General features: G+C 57.9%; 17 protein-coding genes. 3 read left to right on the top strand and 14 right to left on the bottom strand.

What is annotated here, in order from left to right; translation table 11 throughout:
* Positions 1 to 88 precede the first annotated feature (88 nt).
* The 14 genes from glmU to mnmG form a co-directional block, all read right to left on the bottom strand.
* A complete protein-coding gene (glmU, locus tag NTD80_RS26240) occupies positions 89 to 1,456 on the bottom strand; it encodes a bifunctional UDP-N-acetylglucosamine diphosphorylase/glucosamine-1-phosphate N-acetyltransferase GlmU (RefSeq protein WP_262135470.1) in 1,368 nt (455 codons plus the stop codon).
* A gap of 122 nt (positions 1,457 to 1,578) precedes the next feature.
* The gene (locus NTD80_RS26235; protein WP_024078251.1) at positions 1,579 to 1,995 is read right to left on the bottom strand and encodes a F0F1 ATP synthase subunit epsilon; all 417 of its coding nucleotides are present in this window, start codon (positions 1,993 to 1,995) and stop codon (positions 1,579 to 1,581) included.
* 44 nt (positions 1,996 to 2,039) lie between these two features.
* Positions 2,040 to 3,416, bottom strand: a complete 1,377-nt coding sequence (gene atpD / locus NTD80_RS26230; protein ID WP_015886645.1) for a F0F1 ATP synthase subunit beta — start codon at positions 3,414 to 3,416, stop codon at positions 2,040 to 2,042.
* Positions 3,417 to 3,443: 27 nt separating this feature from the next.
* On the bottom strand, positions 3,444 to 4,304 hold the full coding sequence (gene atpG / locus NTD80_RS26225) for a F0F1 ATP synthase subunit gamma (RefSeq protein ID WP_003233565.1): 861 nt from the start codon (positions 4,302 to 4,304) through the stop codon (positions 3,444 to 3,446).
* Positions 4,305 to 4,354: 50 nt separating this feature from the next.
* Positions 4,355 to 5,899 carry a F0F1 ATP synthase subunit alpha gene (gene atpA, locus NTD80_RS26220; RefSeq protein ID WP_003177064.1) on the bottom strand — a complete coding sequence of 515 codons (1,545 nt, stop codon included), beginning with the start codon at positions 5,897 to 5,899 and terminating at the stop codon, positions 4,355 to 4,357.
* A 21-nt stretch (positions 5,900 to 5,920) separates the two neighbouring features.
* Positions 5,921 to 6,457 (bottom strand): F0F1 ATP synthase subunit delta, encoded by a 537-nt coding sequence (locus tag NTD80_RS26215; RefSeq protein WP_015886646.1) that lies wholly within the window; start codon positions 6,455 to 6,457, stop codon positions 5,921 to 5,923.
* A 12-nt stretch (positions 6,458 to 6,469) separates the two neighbouring features.
* Entirely contained in the window at positions 6,470 to 6,940 is a 471-nt protein-coding gene (locus NTD80_RS26210; protein ID WP_015886647.1) for a F0F1 ATP synthase subunit B, read from the bottom strand.
* Between the two features lie 56 nt (positions 6,941 to 6,996).
* Positions 6,997 to 7,254: a F0F1 ATP synthase subunit C gene (atpE, locus tag NTD80_RS26205; RefSeq protein ID WP_002555987.1), complete on the bottom strand. Its 258-nt coding sequence runs from the start codon at positions 7,252 to 7,254 to the stop codon at positions 6,997 to 6,999.
* 134 nt (positions 7,255 to 7,388) lie between these two features.
* A complete protein-coding gene (gene atpB / locus NTD80_RS26200) occupies positions 7,389 to 8,258 on the bottom strand; it encodes a F0F1 ATP synthase subunit A (protein WP_034101609.1) in 870 nt (289 codons plus the stop codon).
* Positions 8,259 to 8,274: 16 nt separating this feature from the next.
* The gene (locus NTD80_RS26195) at positions 8,275 to 8,682 is read right to left on the bottom strand and encodes a F0F1 ATP synthase subunit I (protein WP_043048220.1); all 408 of its coding nucleotides are present in this window, start codon (positions 8,680 to 8,682) and stop codon (positions 8,275 to 8,277) included.
* A gap of 148 nt (positions 8,683 to 8,830) precedes the next feature.
* Complete coding sequence (locus tag NTD80_RS26190) at positions 8,831 to 9,703, bottom strand: ParB/RepB/Spo0J family partition protein (RefSeq protein WP_015886650.1); 873 nt, start codon at positions 9,701 to 9,703, stop codon at positions 8,831 to 8,833.
* 9 nt (positions 9,704 to 9,712) lie between these two features.
* Entirely contained in the window at positions 9,713 to 10,510 is a 798-nt protein-coding gene (locus NTD80_RS26185) for a ParA family protein (protein ID WP_010207696.1), read from the bottom strand.
* Positions 10,511 to 10,528: 18 nt separating this feature from the next.
* Positions 10,529 to 11,173 carry a 16S rRNA (guanine(527)-N(7))-methyltransferase RsmG gene (gene rsmG, locus NTD80_RS26180; protein ID WP_065902677.1) on the bottom strand — a complete coding sequence of 215 codons (645 nt, stop codon included), beginning with the start codon at positions 11,171 to 11,173 and terminating at the stop codon, positions 10,529 to 10,531.
* Complete coding sequence (gene mnmG, locus NTD80_RS26175) at positions 11,170 to 13,062, bottom strand: tRNA uridine-5-carboxymethylaminomethyl(34) synthesis enzyme MnmG (RefSeq protein ID WP_065902900.1); 1,893 nt, start codon at positions 13,060 to 13,062, stop codon at positions 11,170 to 11,172. Before mnmG ends, rsmG begins: the two co-directional genes overlap by 4 nt.
* A gap of 554 nt (positions 13,063 to 13,616) precedes the next feature.
* On the opposite strand from mnmG, the gene NTD80_RS26170 reads away from it, so the two are divergent.
* The 3 genes from NTD80_RS26170 to NTD80_RS26160 all read left to right on the top strand — a co-directional run bounded on the left by NTD80_RS26170 (position 13,617) and on the right by NTD80_RS26160 (position 17,597).
* Entirely contained in the window at positions 13,617 to 14,123 is a 507-nt protein-coding gene (locus NTD80_RS26170) for a sigma-70 family RNA polymerase sigma factor (protein ID WP_262135468.1), read from the top strand.
* Positions 14,123 to 15,067, top strand: a complete 945-nt coding sequence (locus NTD80_RS26165; protein WP_262135466.1) for a FecR domain-containing protein — start codon at positions 14,123 to 14,125, stop codon at positions 15,065 to 15,067. Before NTD80_RS26170 ends, NTD80_RS26165 begins: the two co-directional genes overlap by 1 nt.
* Before the next feature lie 91 nt (positions 15,068 to 15,158).
* The gene (locus tag NTD80_RS26160) at positions 15,159 to 17,597 is read left to right on the top strand and encodes a TonB-dependent siderophore receptor (RefSeq protein ID WP_262135465.1); all 2,439 of its coding nucleotides are present in this window, start codon (positions 15,159 to 15,161) and stop codon (positions 17,595 to 17,597) included.
* Positions 17,598 to 17,638: the final 41 nt, after the last annotated feature.

Below are 17,638 nucleotides of genomic sequence, written 5' to 3'. Positions count from 1 at the left end.
GGCTAATTGATGGGTCAAGCCCACCCCCAAACCCCAGCCACCCCAGCTCCCACAGGAGATAGCGTTAGCCGATGAGCGTGTGGATAACTCAGGTCTTGTTGATTTTGACCGGGCGTTTCCAACCGTCGATGTTGCGCTGGCGGGCGCGGGCGACGGCCAGTTGAGACTTATCCACATCCTGGTTGATGGTTGAGCCGGCTGCTGTGGTGGCGCCATCGTGGAGGGTGACCGGAGCAACCAAGGAGTTATTGGAACCGATAAACACGTCCGCCCCAATGGTGGTCTGGTGCTTGTTGGCGCCATCGTAGTTACACGTGATGGTGCCGGCGCCAATGTTGGTTCGCGCGCCTACAGTGGCGTCACCCAGGTAGGTCAAGTGGCCGACTTTAGCTTCCGCGTCCAACTTGGCATTCTTCAATTCAACAAAGTTACCCACATGGGCCTTGGCTCCCAGCACGCTACCCGGACGCAACCGTGCGAACGGGCCAGCGTCACTGCCCTCGCCCATCACGGCACCGTCGATATGGCTGTTGGCCTTGACCACCACACCTTTGCGCAGGGTGCTGTCCTTGATCACGCAGTTCGGGCCAATCACTACGTCGTCTTCGATGACCACACGGCCTTCGAGGATCACGTTGATGTCGATCAGCACGTCGCGGCCAACGGTGATCTCACCGCGTACATCGAAGCGCGCCGGGTCGCGCAAGGTCACGCCTTGGGCCATCAGGCGACGGCCTTCGCGCAGTTGATAGTGACGTTCCAGTTCGGCCAGTTGCTTGCGGTCGTTGGCGCCCTGCACTTCCATCGGGTCGTGGGGTTGTTCGGTGGCGACCAGCAAGCCATCACTCACGGCCATCTCGATCACGTCGGTAAGGTAATACTCGCCCTGGGCGTTGTTGTTGGACAGACGACTCATCCAGTCGGCGAGCTTATTGGCTGGCACCGCAAGAATGCCGGTGTTGCCCTCGGTGATCGCGCGTTGGGCTTCACTGGCATCCTTGTGTTCAACAATGGCTGCGACCTTGCCATCGGCGTTGCGCACGATGCGGCCATAACCGGTAGGGTCGTCCAGTTCAACGGTCAGCAGGCCCATCTGGCCAGGCACCACGTGTTTGAGGAGGCGCTGCAAGGTTTCCACTTCGATCAGCGGCACGTCGCCATAGAGGATCAGCACGGTGTCGGCGGTAATGAACGGCACGGCTTGCGCGGTGGCGTGGCCAGTACCCAGTTGCTTGTCTTGCAGAACGAAATTCAGGTCATCGGCAGCCAGGCGCTCGCGCACCACATCGGCACCGTGGCCGATCACCACGTGAATACGCTGGGGGTCCAACTGCCGAGCGCTGTGGATAACATGGCCCAACATCGAATTGCCGGCGACCGGATGCAGCACCTTGGGCAGGGCTGAACGCATGCGGGTGCCCTGGCCTGCGGCGAGAATGACGATTTCAAGAGACATGAATGGCTACCAATCCTGAGCGGTCCTGCTTCAGACCAGAGATGTGTTTTGCTGAAAAAGAAAAAGGGTAGCCGAGGCTACCCTTTTTAATCAATCGCGCATAAGTATTACGGCGTGGCCGCTTACTTCTTGCGGATCTGCTGGAGCGTGCGCAGCTGGGCTGCAGCCTCGGCCAGACGTACAGCAGCAGCGCTGTAGTCGAAGTCCGCACCCTTCTCGTGCAGGGCCTTCTCGGCAGCCTTGACGGCTTCCTGAGCGGAGGCTTCATCCAGGTCGCCAGCACGTTGCACGGTGTCGGCAAGTACCTTGACCATGTTCGGCTGAACCTCGAGGAAACCACCGGAGATGTAAAACACCTCCTTTTCCCCGCCTTGCTTGGTCAGAGTGATCGGACCTGGCTTCAAGCTGGTGATCAACGGCGCGTGGCCCATGGCAATACCCAGGTCACCGAGTTCGCCGTGTGCAATCACCATTTCTACCAGACCGGAGAAGATTTCCCCTTCCGCGCTGACGATATCGCAATGGACTGTCATAGCCATCTGATTGCCTCAACCTGATGAGCGCCCGTTTCCGGGCGCCTGGATTACAGTTTCTTGGCTTTCTCGATCGCTTCTTCGATGCCGCCGACCATGTAGAACGCTTGTTCTGGCAGGTGGTCGTAGTCACCGTTGAGGATGCCTTTGAAGCCAGCAATGGTGTCTTTCAGGGAAACGTATTTACCCGAGGCACCGGTGAAGACTTCAGCCACGAAGAACGGCTGCGACAAGAAGCGCTGGATCTTACGAGCGCGGGATACCAACTGCTTGTCGGTTTCCGACAGCTCGTCCATACCCAGGATCGCAATGATGTCCTTCAGTTCTTTGTAACGCTGCAGCACGTACTGGACGCCGCGAGCGGTGTCGTAGTGCTCCTGGCCGATCACGTTCGGATCCAGCTGGCGCGAAGTCGAGTCGAGTGGATCGACCGCTGGGTAGATACCCAGGGAAGCGATGTCACGGGACAGTACGACGGTGGCGTCCAAGTGGGCGAAGGTGGTCGCAGGCGATGGGTCGGTCAAGTCATCCGCAGGTACGTATACCGCTTGGATCGAAGTGATCGAACCTTCCTTGGTCGAAGTGATACGTTCTTGCAGAACGCCCATCTCTTCAGCCAGGGTCGGCTGGTAACCTACTGCCGAAGGCATACGGCCCAGCAGTGCGGATACTTCAGTACCGGCCAGGGTGTAACGGTAGATGTTGTCGACGAACAGCAGAACGTCGTTACCTTCGTCACGGAACTTCTCGGCCATGGTCAGGCCAGTCAGTGCTACGCGCAGACGGTTTCCCGGCGGCTCGTTCATCTGACCGTAAACCAGTGCCACTTTGTCCAGAACGTTGGAGTCCTTCATCTCGTGGTAGAAGTCGTTACCCTCACGAGTACGCTCACCCACACCGGCGAACACGGAATAACCGCTGTGCTCGATGGCGATGTTACGGATCAGTTCCATCATGTTTACGGTCTTGCCTACACCGGCACCACCGAACAGACCAACTTTACCGCCCTTGGCGAACGGGCAAACCAGGTCGATAACCTTGATACCGGTTTCCAGCAGGTCGTTGCCGCCAGCTTGCTCGGCGAACGAAGGTGCTGGACGGTGAATGCCCCAGCGCTCTTCGGTGTCGATCGGGCCAGCTTCGTCGATCGGGTTGCCCAGTACGTCCATGATCCGGCCCAGGGTCGCTTTACCGACCGGTACGGAGATGGCAGCGCCAGTGTCGACAACGTCCAGACCGCGCTTCAAGCCTTCGGTGGAACCCATCGCAATGGTACGAACTACGCCGTCGCCCAGCTGCTGCTGAACTTCCAGAGTAGTTTCCGCGCCTTGTACTTTCAGCGCGTTGTAGATGCTCGGTACGCTGTCGCGTGGAAATTCCACGTCGATAACGGCGCCGATGATTTGAACGATACGTCCGCTACTCATAGCTGGATCCTCTGAATATTTGAACCGTTAAACCGCGGCAGCGCCGCCGACGATTTCCGAGATCTCTTGGGTGATCGCAGCCTGACGCGCCTTGTTGTAGATCAGCTGCAAATCGCTGATCAGATCACCGGCGTTATCGGTAGCGTTTTTCATCGCGATCATCCGCGCCGCTTGTTCAGCTGCGTTGTTCTCGACCACCGCCTGGTACACCTGCGACTCCACGTAGCGCACCATCAAGCCGTCAAGCAGCTCTTTGGCGTCTGGTTCGTAGAGGTAGTCCCAGTGGTGCTTGAGTTCCTGATCCGGAGTCGCCACCAGTGGAATCAATTGCTCCACGGTTGGCTGCTGGGTCATGGTGTTGATGAACTTGTTGGATACCACGGACAGGCGGTCAATCCGGCCTTCCAGGTACGCATCCAGCATCACCTTCACACTGCCGATCAAATCATTGATCGACGGCTCTTCACCCAGGTGGCTGATAGCTGCAACGACGTTACCGCCGAAGTTGCGGAAAAAGGCCGCACCCTTGCTACCAACAACACACAGATCGATCTCGACGCCGTTTTCGCGGTTTACCGCCATGTCCTTGACCAGGGCCTTGAACAGGTTGGTATTCAGACCACCGCACAAACCACGGTCACTGCTCACTACCACATAACCCACACGCTTGACTGCGCGGTCGATCATGAACGGGTGGCGGTATTCCGGGTTGGCGTTGGCCAGATGCCCAATTACCTGGCGGATACGCTCCGCATAAGGACGGCTAGCAGCCATGCGCATTTGTGCCTTGCGCATTTTGCTGACCGCCACTTTTTCCATGGCGCTGGTAATTTTTTGCGTGCTTTTGATGCTCGCAATCTTACTGCGAATCTCTTTTGCGCCTGCCATGTAACACCTATCAGGTTAGCAAGCGGGAGCCTTGCGGCTCCCGCTGCGGCTTACCAGGTTTGGGTGGCCTTGAACTTCTCGATACCGGCTTTCATGCCAGCGTCGATATCGTCATTGAAGTCACCCTTCACGTTGATCTTCGCCATCAATTCGGCGTGATCGCGGTTGAAGTAAGCAATCAGCGCTTGTTCAAAGCTGCCGACCTTGGCGATTTCAACGTCGGTCAGGAACCCACGCTCAGCGGCATACAGCGACAACGCCATGTCAGCGATCGACATCGGGGCGTATTGCTTCTGCTTCATCAGCTCGGTAACGCGCTGACCATGCTCAAGTTGCTTACGGGTCGCTTCGTCCAGGTCAGAAGCGAACTGGGCGAATGCCGCCAGTTCACGGTACTGAGCCAGAGCGGTACGGATACCACCGGAGAGCTTCTTGATGATCTTGGTCTGAGCGGCACCACCCACACGGGATACCGAAACACCGGCGTTCACAGCAGGGCGGATGCCCGAGTTGAACATGGCCGATTCCAGGAAGATCTGACCGTCGGTGATGGAAATCACGTTGGTCGGAACGAACGCGGAAACGTCGCCAGCCTGGGTTTCGATGATCGGCAGTGCGGTCAGGGAACCGGTTTTGCCGGTCACTGCGCCGTTGGTGAACTTCTCTACGTACTCTTCGGAAACGCGGGATGCGCGCTCCAGCAGACGGGAGTGGAGATAGAACACGTCGCCTGGGTAGGCTTCACGGCCTGGTGGACGGCGCAGCAGCAGGGAAATCTGGCGGTAAGCCACTGCTTGCTTGGACAGATCGTCATAAACGATCAGCGCGTCTTCACCGCGGTCGCGGAAGAATTCACCCATGGTGCAACCGGAGTACGGTGCCAGGAATTGCAGCGCAGGAGATTCCGAAGCACTGGCAGCCACGATGATCGTGTTGGCCAGGGCGCCGTTTTCTTCCAGCTTGCGAACCACGTTGGCGATGGTCGATTGCTTCTGACCGATAGCTACGTAGACGCAGAAAATGCCGCTGTTCTTCTGGTTGATGATCGCGTCGATCGCCAGAGCGGTTTTACCGATCTGACGGTCACCGATGATCAGCTCACGCTGGCCACGGCCGACAGGGATCATGGCATCGACAGCCTTGTAGCCAGTCTGTACAGGCTGGTCTACCGACTTACGCCAGATCACGCCTGGAGCAACTTTCTCGACCGCGTCGGTCTCGGTGTTGCCCAGTGGACCTTTGCCGTCAACAGGGTTACCCAGTGCGTCGACTACGCGGCCCAGCAGTTCCTTACCAACCGGAACCTCCAGGATGCGGCCGGTGCACTTGGCGCTCATGCCTTCAGCCAGACTGGTGTACGCGCCCAATACAACGGCACCTACGGAGTCTTGCTCCAGGTTGAGGGCCATACCGTAGACGCCGCCCGGAAACTCGATCATCTCGCCGTACATAACGTCGGCCAGACCGTGAATCCGCACGATGCCGTCAGATACGCTGACGACAGTGCCTTCGTTACGGGCTTGGGAGGTCACATCGAGCTTGTCGATGCGGCCCTTGATAATTTCACTTATTTCGGAAGGATTGAGTTGCTGCATTGCTCTGCTGCCCCTTCAAACTCAAGATTTCAATGCTTCGGCAAGTTTCGCGATTTTGCCGCGAATCGAGCCATCGATAACCAGGTCGCCGGCACGGATAACAACACCACCAATCAGGGATGCGTCCTCCGAAGCTTGCAGGCGCACTTCCCGATTGAGTCGTGCACTGAGAACCTTGGCGAGTTTGTCTTGCTGTTCTTGGTTCAATGCAAAAGCACTGGTCACTTCAACGTCTACCGATTTCTCTGCTTCGGCCTTGTACAGGTCGAACAGAGCGGCGATCTCCGGCAGTAGCGGGAGACGGTCGTTTTCGGCAACGACATGGATGAAGTTCTGCACTTTCACATCAAACTTGTCGCCGCACACTTCAATAAAAGTGGCGGCCTTGTCTGCGCTCGTCAGGCGCGGGGCCTTGAGCACGCGCTGCATGGTGTCGTCTTGCGACACTGCTGCAGCCAGGCCGAGCATGGCTGACCAAGAGGCCAGCTGCTGGTGGGCCTGGGCGTGCTCGAAGGCTGCCTTAGCGTAAGGTCGGGCCAACGTGGTCAGTTCTGCCATGATCGCCCTCGCTTAAATTTCAGCAGCCAGTTTGTTAACCAGCTCCGCGTGCGCGTTTTGATCGATTGTGGCACCGAGGATCTTCTCAGCACCGCCGACCGCCAGAGCACCCAGTTGGGCACGCAGCGCGTCTTTGACGCCGTTCAGTTCCTGTTCGATCTCGGCATGAGCCGAAGCCTTCACACGGTCAGCTTCGACGCGGGCTTTTTCAACAGCCTCTTCGACGATCTGGTTACCGCGTTTCTTGGCTTGCTCAATGATTTCAGCTGCCTGTGCTTTAGCATCGCGCAGTTGATGACCCACTTTCTCTTGGGCCAACTCCAGGTCGCGAGCTGCACGGCTGGCAGCGTCCAAACCATCCGCGATCTTCTTCTGACGTTCGTGCAAAGCCGCGATGACCGGAGGCCACACGAACTTCATGCAAAACACTACAAAAATGAAGAACGCAACGGATTGGCCAATCAGGGTTGCATTAATGTTCACGCCAACACCTCGCTCATTCGTTGTCCATCACCCCAATCACTCGAAAAGTCGAGTGATTAGCCAGCGAGTTGACCAACGAAGGGGTTCGCGAAGGTGAAGAACAGTGCGATACCAACGCCGATCATGGTCACGGCGTCGAGCAGGCCGGCGACGATGAACATTTTAACTTGCAGCATTGGAACCATTTCTGGCTGACGCGCTGCGCCTTCCAGGAATTTGCCGCCCAGCAGGCCGAAACCAATGGCAGTACCCAGGGCGCCCAGGCCGATCAACAGTGCAACAGCGATAGCGGTTAGACCAACTACAGTTTCCATCTTTCCTCCCGACTTTTACGTCGTATGGTTTAGGTTTTTTAGATTTTAAAGCGGTAAAACAAATCGTTTCATAGGCCGTTAGAGCCCACCTTCCCGGGTGACCGGGAAGGACATCAGACTAGTCGAGACTGGTCTTAATGGTTCTCTTCGTGCGCCATCGACAGGTAGACGATGGTCAGCATCATGAAGATGAAGGCCTGCAGGGTGATGATCAGGATGTGGAACACAGCCCACGCCCACTGCAGAACCACGCCCAGGCCGCTGAGCCAGAGCAGACCGCTGCCGAACATCACAGCGATCAGAATGAACACCAGTTCGCCGGCATACATGTTGCCGAACAGTCGCAGGGCCAGGGAAATCGGCTTGGCGACCAGGGTCACGAACTCCAGCAGGAAGTTCACCGGGATCAGCAGGGCTTGAACGAAGATGTTCTTGCTGCCGAACGGGTGCAGGGTCAGTTCGCCGATGAAGCCGCCGATGCCCTTGACCTTGATGCTGTAGAAAATGATCAACGCGAACACCGACAGGGCCATGCCCAGGGTGGCGTTAGGGTCCGTGGTGGAAACCGCACGGAATGGAATGTGGTGATCGCCGGAGATCAGGATGGCCAGCTGAGGAATCCAGTCGACCGGGATCAGGTCGACGGCGTTCATCAGGAACACCCAGACGAAGATGGTCAGTGCCAGCGGTGCAATCACCGGGCTACGGCCATGGAAGCTGTCTTTCACGCTGCCATCGACGAATTCGACCAATACTTCCACGAAGTTCTGCAGGGCACCTGGTTGACCGGAAGTCGCCTTCTTTGCCGCCATGCGGAAAATCAGGACGAAAATCAGGCCCAGTGCGACCGACCAGCCCAGAGTATCCAGGTGGAAAGCCCAGAAGCCCATTTCTTTGGCTTCTGCTGCGGTGTGGGCGAAGCCCCAGCCGCCGTTGGGAAGCTGACCGAAGGTCAGGTTCTGCAAGTGGTGCTGGATATAGCCCGAAGCGGTTGTTTCTGCCATGGTTGCCTCAAACGCCCTAAGGTTTCGAAAGTCTTGTTTTCATTAGCAGGGGAGCGAACCAGCTGACCAGTTGGGTCAACACGAAGACGCCGAATACAGCCAGCGGCGCCAATGGCTTCACACCTGCAAAGGTCAGTGCAAACAGCACTGCCGTCAAAATCAGTTTCCCTGCTTCGCCGGCATAAAAGGACCGGACGATAGCCTGGGCTGCTCGGGCGCCGGAAAACCGAAAGGCCCTGTGAGCAAAATACATATTGGGCAGCAAGGCTATCAGGCCTCCGCAAAGTCCTGAATACCCGGCTACGACTCCATGCCAATACCAAAGCGCCAATGCGGCGATCAGCAAAATGACTAACTGAGCCAATAAAACCGGGAAAACGGCCAAGCGATGGAACGGCAACGTGTTTGGCGTGCGGGTTTCCATCACTCTTGCTCCTCAATGGTCGGCTGCCGGAAATCAATAACTTGGCATAATTTGTGCCGACAAAATGCGCGCAGAGTATAGGGGCGGTTCTGCCCCTATTCAACTGCCGGGTAGTGATTTCCGATCACGCGCTACATAAGCAAATGTTTCAGCGGATGTGGGCAAGGACGCCCTGAAGCTCATCGAGAGAGTTATATCCGATGACCAATTGGCCTTTGCCTTTCTTGCCGTGGCGAATTTGCACCGCAGAGCCCAGGCGCTCGGCCAGGCGCTGCTCCAGACGTGCAATATCCGGATCAGGTTTGGCCGTTTCGACCGGTGCAGGTTTACCACTGAGCCATTGGCGAACCAGGGCCTCGGTCTGACGAACGGTGAGCCCTCGTGCGACAACGTGTCGCGCCCCCTCAACCTGTTGATTTTCCGGCAATCCGAGCAAAGCACGGGCATGGCCCATCTCCAGGTCACCGTGGGACAGCATGGTCTTGATGACTTCCGGCAACGCGATCAGGCGCAGCAGGTTGGACACGGTGACCCGGGATTTACCCACGGCCTCGGCCACTTGTTGCTGGGTCAGCTGGAATTCCTGCTGCAAACGCTGCAACGCGATCGCTTCTTCGATCGGGTTGAGGTCTTCACGCTGGATATTCTCGATCAACGCCATGGCGATGGCCGTTTCATCCGGCACATCACGCACCATCGCCGGAATGGTGTCCTTGCCAGCCTGCTGGCTGGCACGCCAGCGGCGTTCACCGGCGATGATTTCGAAGCGTCCGCCACCGATCGGGCGTACCACGATCGGCTGCATCACGCCCTGGGCCTTGATCGAATTGGCCAGTTCTTCCAGCGCCTGGGGGTCCATGTCCCGGCGTGGCTGGTATTTGCCGCGCTGGATCAGGTCCAGGGGCAGGTGTTGCAGCTCGCGCTCGTCGGCCTGCACCGCTTGTTCTTCAAGCGATGTGACGGTCGGACCACTCAACAGTGCATCCAGTCCACGTCCGAGACCTCGTTTCTTGACGGCCATGGGGATTCCTTAAGTTGGCTGGGCTGCAGCGGTGCGTGAGTTGCGGCGCTGGCGACGAACCATTTCGCCGGCCAGTGCCAGGTAGGCAATGGCACCCCGCGATTGTTTGTCGTACGCCAGGGCCGGCATGCCGTAGCTCGGGGCTTCGGCCAGACGGATGTTGCGCGGGATCACCGTGTCGTACAGCTGATCGCCAAAGTGTTCCTTGAGCTGCGCCGACACATCGTTCATCAGGCTCAGGCGCGGATCGAACATGGTCCGCAGCAGGCCTTCGATCTGCAGGTTCGGGTTGAGCAACTCGGCGATGCGCTTGATGTTATCCACAAGGTCGCTCAAACCTTCCAGCGCGTAGTACTCGCACTGCATGGGGATAATCACCCCATCGGCGGCCACCAGCGCGTTCAGTGTCAGCATCGACAGTGACGGCGGGCAGTCGATCAAAATGTAGTCGTAATTCTCGCGGATCGGCGCCAAGGCGCTGCGCAGACGGCTTTCTTTCATCTGCATTTCCAGCAGCACCACTTCCGCCGCGGTCAAATCGCGGTTGGCCGGCAGCAGTTGATAACCGCCGTGTTCGGAATAGTGCATGGCCTGGGCCAGGTCGCACTCGCCAATCAGCAAGTCGTAGACCGAGTTTTCCAGGCCGTGTTTATCCACACCGCTACCCATGGTGGCGTTGCCCTGTGGATCGAGATCGATCAACAGCACCCGACGCTTGGTGGCGACCAGGGATGCTGCGAGGTTGATGCAGGTGGTGGTTTTACCCACGCCACCTTTCTGGTTCGCTATCGCGAATACCTTAGCCATTCTTGCTTGTGTTCCCAATCATGCCGTGCGGCGCAGTATCAGCAGATGGCGTTGGCCTTGGCAACCGGGTACGGCCAAGGCGTGTTCGCTATCGAGGTGGAAGTCTGCCGGCAATGCTAACAGCTCGTCGCTTGGATGAACGCCCTTCATTGCCAGCCAGCGGGTATCGCGGTCGCCCAGGTGGCGAGTCCAGTTGCTGAAGTTCTCCATGCTGCTGAACGCCCGGGAAACAATTCCGTTGAAAGGCTGTTCAGGCGTGAAGGCTTCGACCCGGCTGTGGATAACTTGCAGGTTATCCAGCTTGAGTTCGAGTTTGACCTGGGTCAGGAAGCGGGTTTTCTTGCCGTTGCTGTCCAGGCATGTCACTTGCGCGTCCGGAAACAGGATGGCCAGCGGAATACCGGGCATGCCGCCGCCACTGCCTACGTCGAGCCAGCGACCGTTTTCGATAAACGGCATCACGCTCAAGCTATCGAGCAAATGACGCGAGACCATTTCATCGGGGTCGCGCACCGCGGTCAGGTTGTAAGCCTTGTTCCATTTGATCAACAGGGCCAGATAACCCAGCAGCAGCGTGTGCTGGGCTTCGGTCAGGTCCACGCCCAACTGGCGTGCACCTGTGGATAACTCTTCGGCGTGTTGCGAGGTGACCAACGAACTCAAGCGCTTTGCTCCAACTGACGGCCCGCGCCGCGTTTTTTCAAATGAATCATCAACAGCGAAATGGCCGCCGGGGTGACGCCAGGAATACGTGAAGCCTGGCCGAGGGTCTCCGGTCGAGTTATCCCCAGCTTGCTCTGGATTTCTTTCGACAGCCCGGAAATCCCGGTGTAGTCGATATCCACAGGCAGCTTGGTGTCTTCACTGGCGCGCAGGCGAGCAATCTCGTCCTGTTGGCGATCAATGTAACCGGCGTACTTGGTCTTGATCTCGACCTGTTCGGCGACCTGTGGATCTTCTGCGCCCTGGCCGGTCACTTCGACCAGACCAGCGTAGTCGATTTCCGGACGGGACAGCAGGTTCAGCAGGTTGTATTCGTGGGTCAGCGGCGTGCCGAATTTTTCCGCGATCGCGTCGCCCTGCTCGGTGCCCGGGCGAACCCAGGTACTTTTCAGGCGCTGCTCTTCGAGCGCGATGCTTTCGCGTTTTTTGCAGAAGGCCGCCCAGCGCGCGTCATCGACCAAGCCCAGCTCGCGACCTTTTTCGGTCAGGCGCAGATCGGCGTTGTCTTCGCGCAGGATCAGGCGATATTCCGCCCGGGAGGTAAACATCCGGTACGGTTCCTGGGTACCCAGGGTAATCAGGTCATCAACCAGTACGCCGATATACGCTTCATCGCGACGCGGGCACCAGCTGTCCTTGCCCTGTGCGCGCAGTGCCGCGTTGGTTCCGGCCAGCAAACCCTGGGCGCCGGCTTCTTCGTAACCGGTGGTGCCGTTGATTTGGCCAGCAAAGAACAGACCGCCGATCACCTTGGTTTCCAGGCTGTACTTCAGGTCACGCGGGTCGAAATAGTCGTACTCGATGGCGTAGCCCGGACGCACGATGTGAGCGTTTTCCATGCCACGGATCGATTGCACGATCTGGATTTGCACGTCGAACGGCAGCGAAGTGGAAATCCCGTTCGGGTACAGCTCGTGAGTGGTCAGGCCTTCCGGTTCGATGAAGACCTGGTGGCTTTCCTTGTCGGCAAAGCGGTGGATCTTGTCTTCGATCGATGGGCAATAACGTGGGCCAATGCCCTCGATCACCCCGGAATACATCGGCGAGCGGTCGAGGTTGGCCGCGATGATTTCGTGAGTGCGCGCATTGGTATGGGTAATCCAGCAGCTCACCTGTTTCGGGTGCTGCTCTTTGGAGCCCATGAACGACATCACCGGAATCGGTGTATCGCCGGCTTGTTCGGTCATCACCGAGAAATCCACAGAACGCCCGTCAATACGCGGTGGGGTCCCGGTTTTCAGGCGCCCGACGCGCAGTGGCAGTTCACGCAGGCGATGCGCGAGGGCAATCGACGGCGGATCACCGGCGCGACCGCCCGAATAATTCTGCATACCGATGTGGATAAGTCCGCCGAGGAACGTACCGGTGGTCAGCACCACGGATTCTGCGAAGAACCGCAGGCCCATTTGCGTGACAACACCGCGGACCTGGTCCTGTTCGACGATCAGGTCATCGGCAGCTTGTTGAAATATCCACAGGTTCGGCTGGTTTTCCAGGGTTTCGCGTACCGCCGCCTTGTACAGGATGCGGTCGGCTTGTGCCCGAGTGGCACGCACTGCCGGGCCTTTGCGGCTGTTGAGCACGCGAAATTGAATACCACCCTTGTCGGTTGCTTCAGCCATGACACCACCAAGGGCATCGATTTCCTTGACCAGATGGCTTTTGCCGATCCCACCAATAGCGGGGTTGCAACTCATTGCACCGAGGGTTTCCACGTTATGCGTGAGCAACAGGGTTTTTACGCCCATGCGTGCTGACGCCAGTGCTGCCTCGGTACCGGCATGACCGCCGCCGATGACGATCACTTCAAAACGGGAAGGGAAATCCACCACGCACCTCGTGCCTGCTTATGTAGGTAATTAGGAATTGATTGGTTGAGCTGGTTTTAGAGCTTTGGCGGCAAGTATAGGGACTTAGCCCTTCCTAAAGAACCCTTTGCACAAAATTTAACCAGCTGTGGATGAATCACAGGCAATAGAAATTAAAAGAGAGAAATTTATTAAATCTTTGTTTTTATGTTTATTTCTACTGAGCATGGTTTCTGTGGATAGATCTCTACAAACCTTTATTTACGTCGTGTACAGCGTTTCAAAAGTCTGTGGTCATGTGCCAAGGAGGCCCTTGGATAAGTGCTTTAAGCCTGTGGATTAAACAGGTGGTTATCCACAGATGGGTTTTTGCTCAGGTTTCAAGCCCTGTTATCAACTGGGCACAGGGGCGGTTACTCACAGGGCTTAATCCACAGAAATCGCTGGATTCGAGTGAATAGCGCCCACGACGAAGCCACCAGAATCCTTCGACTGCGGCAAAAACAGAGCTATTGTGAGAAAACCACGGCGCAGTTAATAATAGCGATTATCATTAACCTCGCTTGCCATGCCCTATGTCCCCTTCTTCACACACCGTTGCCGTCCAGCACATCTATGAGCAACACCACTCGTGGCTGCACGGATGGCTCAAAGGTAAATTGCATAACGCCTGCGATGCCGCTGATGTTGCGCACGATACGTTCGTGCGCATTCTGGGAGGGCGACATGCGGGACAGATCCTCGAACCGCGCGACTACTTGGCGACCATTGCCAGGGGGCTGGTAATTGATCGTTACCGTCGCCATGCCATCGAACAGGCCTATAAACAGACCCTGGCCGAACGTCCCGAAGCCACCGCCATCAGTGAAGAAGACAAGGCGATCATCATCGAGACCCTGGTGGCTGTGGATAAAGCACTGGCTGGCCTGGGTGAACGGGCACGGCGGATCTTCATGCTCTCGCAGATCGACGGGCTGACTTATCAACAGATTGCCGACCAGTTGCAGGTCTCGTTGACCACTGTGAAGAAACACATGATCCGCGCCCTGACCGAATGCTCGCTGATCATGGCCGGTCTTTGATGGGTGCGCCCGATCGCAAGACCTTCGAGGCCGCCGCCAGTTGGTTTGTGCAATTTCAATCCCAGCCGCCGACCGCCGCCGAGCGTCATGCCTGGCAGCAATGGCTCAATGGTGATCCGTCCCACTTGGCGGCGTGGAACCAGATGGAGCAGTTGCAGCGCAGCCTCGGCGCCCTGCCCCAGGACCTCACGCGCCGCGCATTGTCGACCACGCAACAACGCCGCCAGGTGCTCAAATGGATGCTGGTACTCGGTGGCACCGGCTACCTGGGCTGGAATGTCCAGCAACATACTTCCCTGGGCAATGTCTGGGCTGACTACCGCACACCGGTGGGCACGCGACGGCGCATCGAGCTGGCGGATGGCACGTGGATAGACCTGAATACCAACACCGCGATTGATGTGCTATTCGACGGTCGCCAGCGTTTGATCCGCCTGCGCGAAGGTGAAGTGCTTATCCACACCGGCAAGTCCGGCGGGCAGACGCCCTTTTATGTGGAGACGCGCCAGGGCCGGATCCAGGCATTGGGCACGCGGTTTACCGTGCGCCAATTGCCGGACGCCACGCGCGTTGGTGTGCTGGAAGATCGAGTCAGTGTGGCGCCGGGTGACCAACCCGCTCATGTCCGACTGCTCGAAGCGGGTGAAAGCGTCGACTTCGACCGACAGAGCGTGGGGCTCAACCAGCCTTATGGCCGCACCCAGGCAGCCTGGGTCGACGGACAACTGATCGTGCTGGATGCAAGGCTTGGGGATGTGATCGACGACCTCGCCCGCTATCGGCCGGGCATGCTGCAGTGCGATCCGGACTCGGCACGCCTGCGTGTTTCCGGGACGTTTCGCCTGGACGCCACCGACGCGGTATTGGCCAACCTGCAAGCAACCCTGCCGATCCAGGTGAAATACTTCACCCGTTATTGGGTGTCGGTAAAACGCATCGGCTGAGGGAAAAAATTATCCACAAGGGGGTTATCTTTTTTTTACCTGGCGCGGCCCTACAGGTAATCACGACGCTACCTTCAGGGCTTATCCACCTATGCGCCTTCCTACCAAGATCCGCCAACGACTCTCCTACCACGGCATGAGCTGCGGTTTGCTGCTCACGTCTGCCGCCGCCACCAGCACGTTGCTCTGCACGAGCGCGATGGCTGCCAGCGCGGTGCAGCACTACACCATTGGGGCTGGCCCGCTGGACGGCGCCTTGAGCCAGTTTGCCGCCCGGGCCAATGTGATTCTGTCCTTTTCGCCCCAGCAAACCGCGCAATTGAACACCCCAGGGCTGGAGGGCGACTATTCGGTGGATCAGGGCTTCGCACTGCTCCTGCAAGACTCGCGGCTGCAGGCTGTCGCCCAGGCTCCCGGCAGCTATGTCCTGCAGGCGGCTCCCGAAGGTCAGCTGACCCTCGCCCCAACAACCGTGAGTACTTATCAACAGGCGGGTTTCAATCAGGACATCGCCGCGGATGTTGGCTACAAGGCGCAAAACAGCCGCATCGGTACCAAGACCAGCACGCCGCTGTCGGAAACACCGCGCTCGGTCTCGGTGGTCACCGGCCAGCGAATCAAGGACCAGAAATCCCAGAGCCTGACTGAAGTACTGGGCTATGTACCCGGCATCTTCGCTCCACCCTTTGCGGCTGGCGACAGCCTGGCGGGCGACCTGTTCTTCATTCGCGGTTTCAACGCCACGGATTATGGCTACGGCCTGCTACGTGATGGCTTACGCGTACAAGGCAATCGGTACGACACCACCAGCGAGCCTTATGGCCTGGAGCGGGTCGAGATTTTCCGTGGTCCGTCGTCCCTGCTCTACGGCGAAAACGCCCCAGGTGGCTTGGTCAACCTGGTCAGCAAACACCCGACTTCTACCCCGCAAGGCGAGGTGCAGTTGGGGTATGGCACGAACAACCGTCGCCAGGTGGGTGTGGATATCTCCGGTCCGCTCAATGACAACGAGAATATCCTTGGCCGCGTGGTGATGCTGGGTCGAAAGTCCGACACCCAGACCGATCACGTCCCGGATGATCGGCTCTATATCGCGCCCTCCCTGACCTTGAATTTCGACGACTACAACACCCTCACCCTGCTGGCCAACTATCAGAAAGACCACACCAACCTGGAACTCGGCCTGCCCGCTGCCGGCACGTTGCTTAAAAACCCCAACGGTAAGCTGTCCAAGCACACCATGCTCGGTGATCCGGACTGGAACACCTTCGAACGCGAAGCCTGGAGCACCGGCTACGAATTCAGCCACACCCTCAACGACGACTGGCAGTTCCGCCAGAACTCGCGCTATATGCAGTCCCGCATCAACCGGCATGAAACCTGGCCAAGCGCGCTGAATAATCGTGGTTTCGGTACCCAACTGAACATGACTGCCTACGACCGCTACAACAAGTCGATGGTCTACTCCCTGGATAACCAGCTTGAAGGCAAATTCCAGCTGGGCGAACTGGAAAATACCCTGTTGTTCGGCGCCAGCTACGACCGCACCTCATTTAACCAGGACTGGGACGCTGGCTTCGCCGGCACCATCAATGTGTATAACCCGGTATACCTGCGCGACCCGCTTACGCCGGTCGCGGTGCAAAACACCTTGCTCGAACAGCAGATGAAAGGGGTTTATGCACAGATCCAGAGCAAGTATGACCACTGGCTGTTTCTGCTGGGAGGCCGCCAGGACTGGGTCGACAGTGACTTCCGCGACAAAGTGAACAAGGCCAGCAATACCGACTCGCAGGATCGCAAGTTCACCTATCAGGGCGGGGTGATGTATCAGTTCGACAACGGCCTGACGCCGTATGTCAGCTACTCCACCGCGTTTGTACCGGTGCAGCAGATTTCCAATGCCGGCTCCCCCTTGAAGCCGATCACCAGCAGCCAGTACGAAGTGGGTGTGAAATACGAGCCGATCGGCTGGGACACCGCGATGACATTGTCGGTGTATGACCTGCGCAAGCAGGACGACACCTACCTCGATGCCACCACCAACAGTTATCGCCAGGTTGGCGAGAGCCGAGCCAAGGGCGTGGAGGTGGAGGTCAATAGCAACATTACGCCAAACCTGAACCTCACTGCGGCCTACACCTACACGGACGCACGTATTACCAAGGACTCGGCCACGTCGCTGGTCGAAGGACACCAGATGAGCGGCGTTCCGCGCAACCAGGCGTCGGTGTGGAGCAAGTACCGGTTCCTCGACGGCCCGTTGAAAGGCGTGTCCCTGGGCGGCGGTGTGCGTTATTTCGACAGCACCTTTTCCTACACGGCGCCATCGCTGTACGGAAAACTCGACGCCGGAAGTGTCACCTTGGTGGATGCGTCAGTGGGTTATCAGATAGACAAACACTGGTCTGTGGATCTGAACGCCAAGAACCTGTTCGACAAGGAATATGTGTCCGGCTGTAACGATGCGGGCCGCTGCTATTGGGGCGACAGCCGTACACTGCTTGGGACAGTTTCGTACAACTGGTGATGGATGAGGCCTGAAGCATCTGGACGTCTTCAGGCCACTGT

It is taken from the genome of Pseudomonas sp. 13B_2.1_Bac1 (assembly GCF_025466155.1).
In the GTDB taxonomy this organism is placed as follows: Bacteria; Pseudomonadota; Gammaproteobacteria; order Pseudomonadales; family Pseudomonadaceae; genus Aquipseudomonas; species Aquipseudomonas aylmerensis.
This window is presented reverse-complemented; position numbering and strand designations above follow the sequence as displayed.

What these genes read in the sequence shown, in the direction of transcription:
- atpD (WP_015886645.1), bottom strand. Translation starts at nt 3,416, where the DNA reads ATGAGTAGCGGACGTATCGTTCAAATCATCGGCGCCGTTATCGACGTG.
- NTD80_RS26185 (WP_010207696.1), bottom strand. Translation starts at nt 10,510, where the DNA reads ATGGCTAAGGTATTCGCGATAGCGAACCAGAAAGGTGGCGTGGGTAAA.
- NTD80_RS26170 (WP_262135468.1), top strand. Translation starts at nt 13,617, where the DNA reads ATGTCCCCTTCTTCACACACCGTTGCCGTCCAGCACATCTATGAGCAA.
- atpE (WP_002555987.1), bottom strand. Translation starts at nt 7,254, where the DNA reads ATGGAAACTGTAGTTGGTCTAACCGCTATCGCTGTTGCACTGTTGATC.
- atpA (WP_003177064.1), bottom strand. Translation starts at nt 5,899, where the DNA reads ATGCAGCAACTCAATCCTTCCGAAATAAGTGAAATTATCAAGGGCCGC.
- NTD80_RS26235 (WP_024078251.1), bottom strand. Translation starts at nt 1,995, where the DNA reads ATGGCTATGACAGTCCATTGCGATATCGTCAGCGCGGAAGGGGAAATC.
- atpG (WP_003233565.1), bottom strand. Translation starts at nt 4,304, where the DNA reads ATGGCAGGCGCAAAAGAGATTCGCAGTAAGATTGCGAGCATCAAAAGC.
- NTD80_RS26195 (WP_043048220.1), bottom strand. Translation starts at nt 8,682, where the DNA reads ATGGAAACCCGCACGCCAAACACGTTGCCGTTCCATCGCTTGGCCGTT.
- atpB (WP_034101609.1), bottom strand. Translation starts at nt 8,258, where the DNA reads ATGGCAGAAACAACCGCTTCGGGCTATATCCAGCACCACTTGCAGAAC.
- NTD80_RS26165 (WP_262135466.1), top strand. Translation starts at nt 14,123, where the DNA reads ATGGGTGCGCCCGATCGCAAGACCTTCGAGGCCGCCGCCAGTTGGTTT.
- NTD80_RS26160 (WP_262135465.1), top strand. Translation starts at nt 15,159, where the DNA reads ATGCGCCTTCCTACCAAGATCCGCCAACGACTCTCCTACCACGGCATG.
- NTD80_RS26215 (WP_015886646.1), bottom strand. Translation starts at nt 6,457, where the DNA reads ATGGCAGAACTGACCACGTTGGCCCGACCTTACGCTAAGGCAGCCTTC.
- NTD80_RS26190 (WP_015886650.1), bottom strand. Translation starts at nt 9,703, where the DNA reads ATGGCCGTCAAGAAACGAGGTCTCGGACGTGGACTGGATGCACTGTTG.
- glmU (WP_262135470.1), bottom strand. Translation starts at nt 1,456, where the DNA reads ATGTCTCTTGAAATCGTCATTCTCGCCGCAGGCCAGGGCACCCGCATG.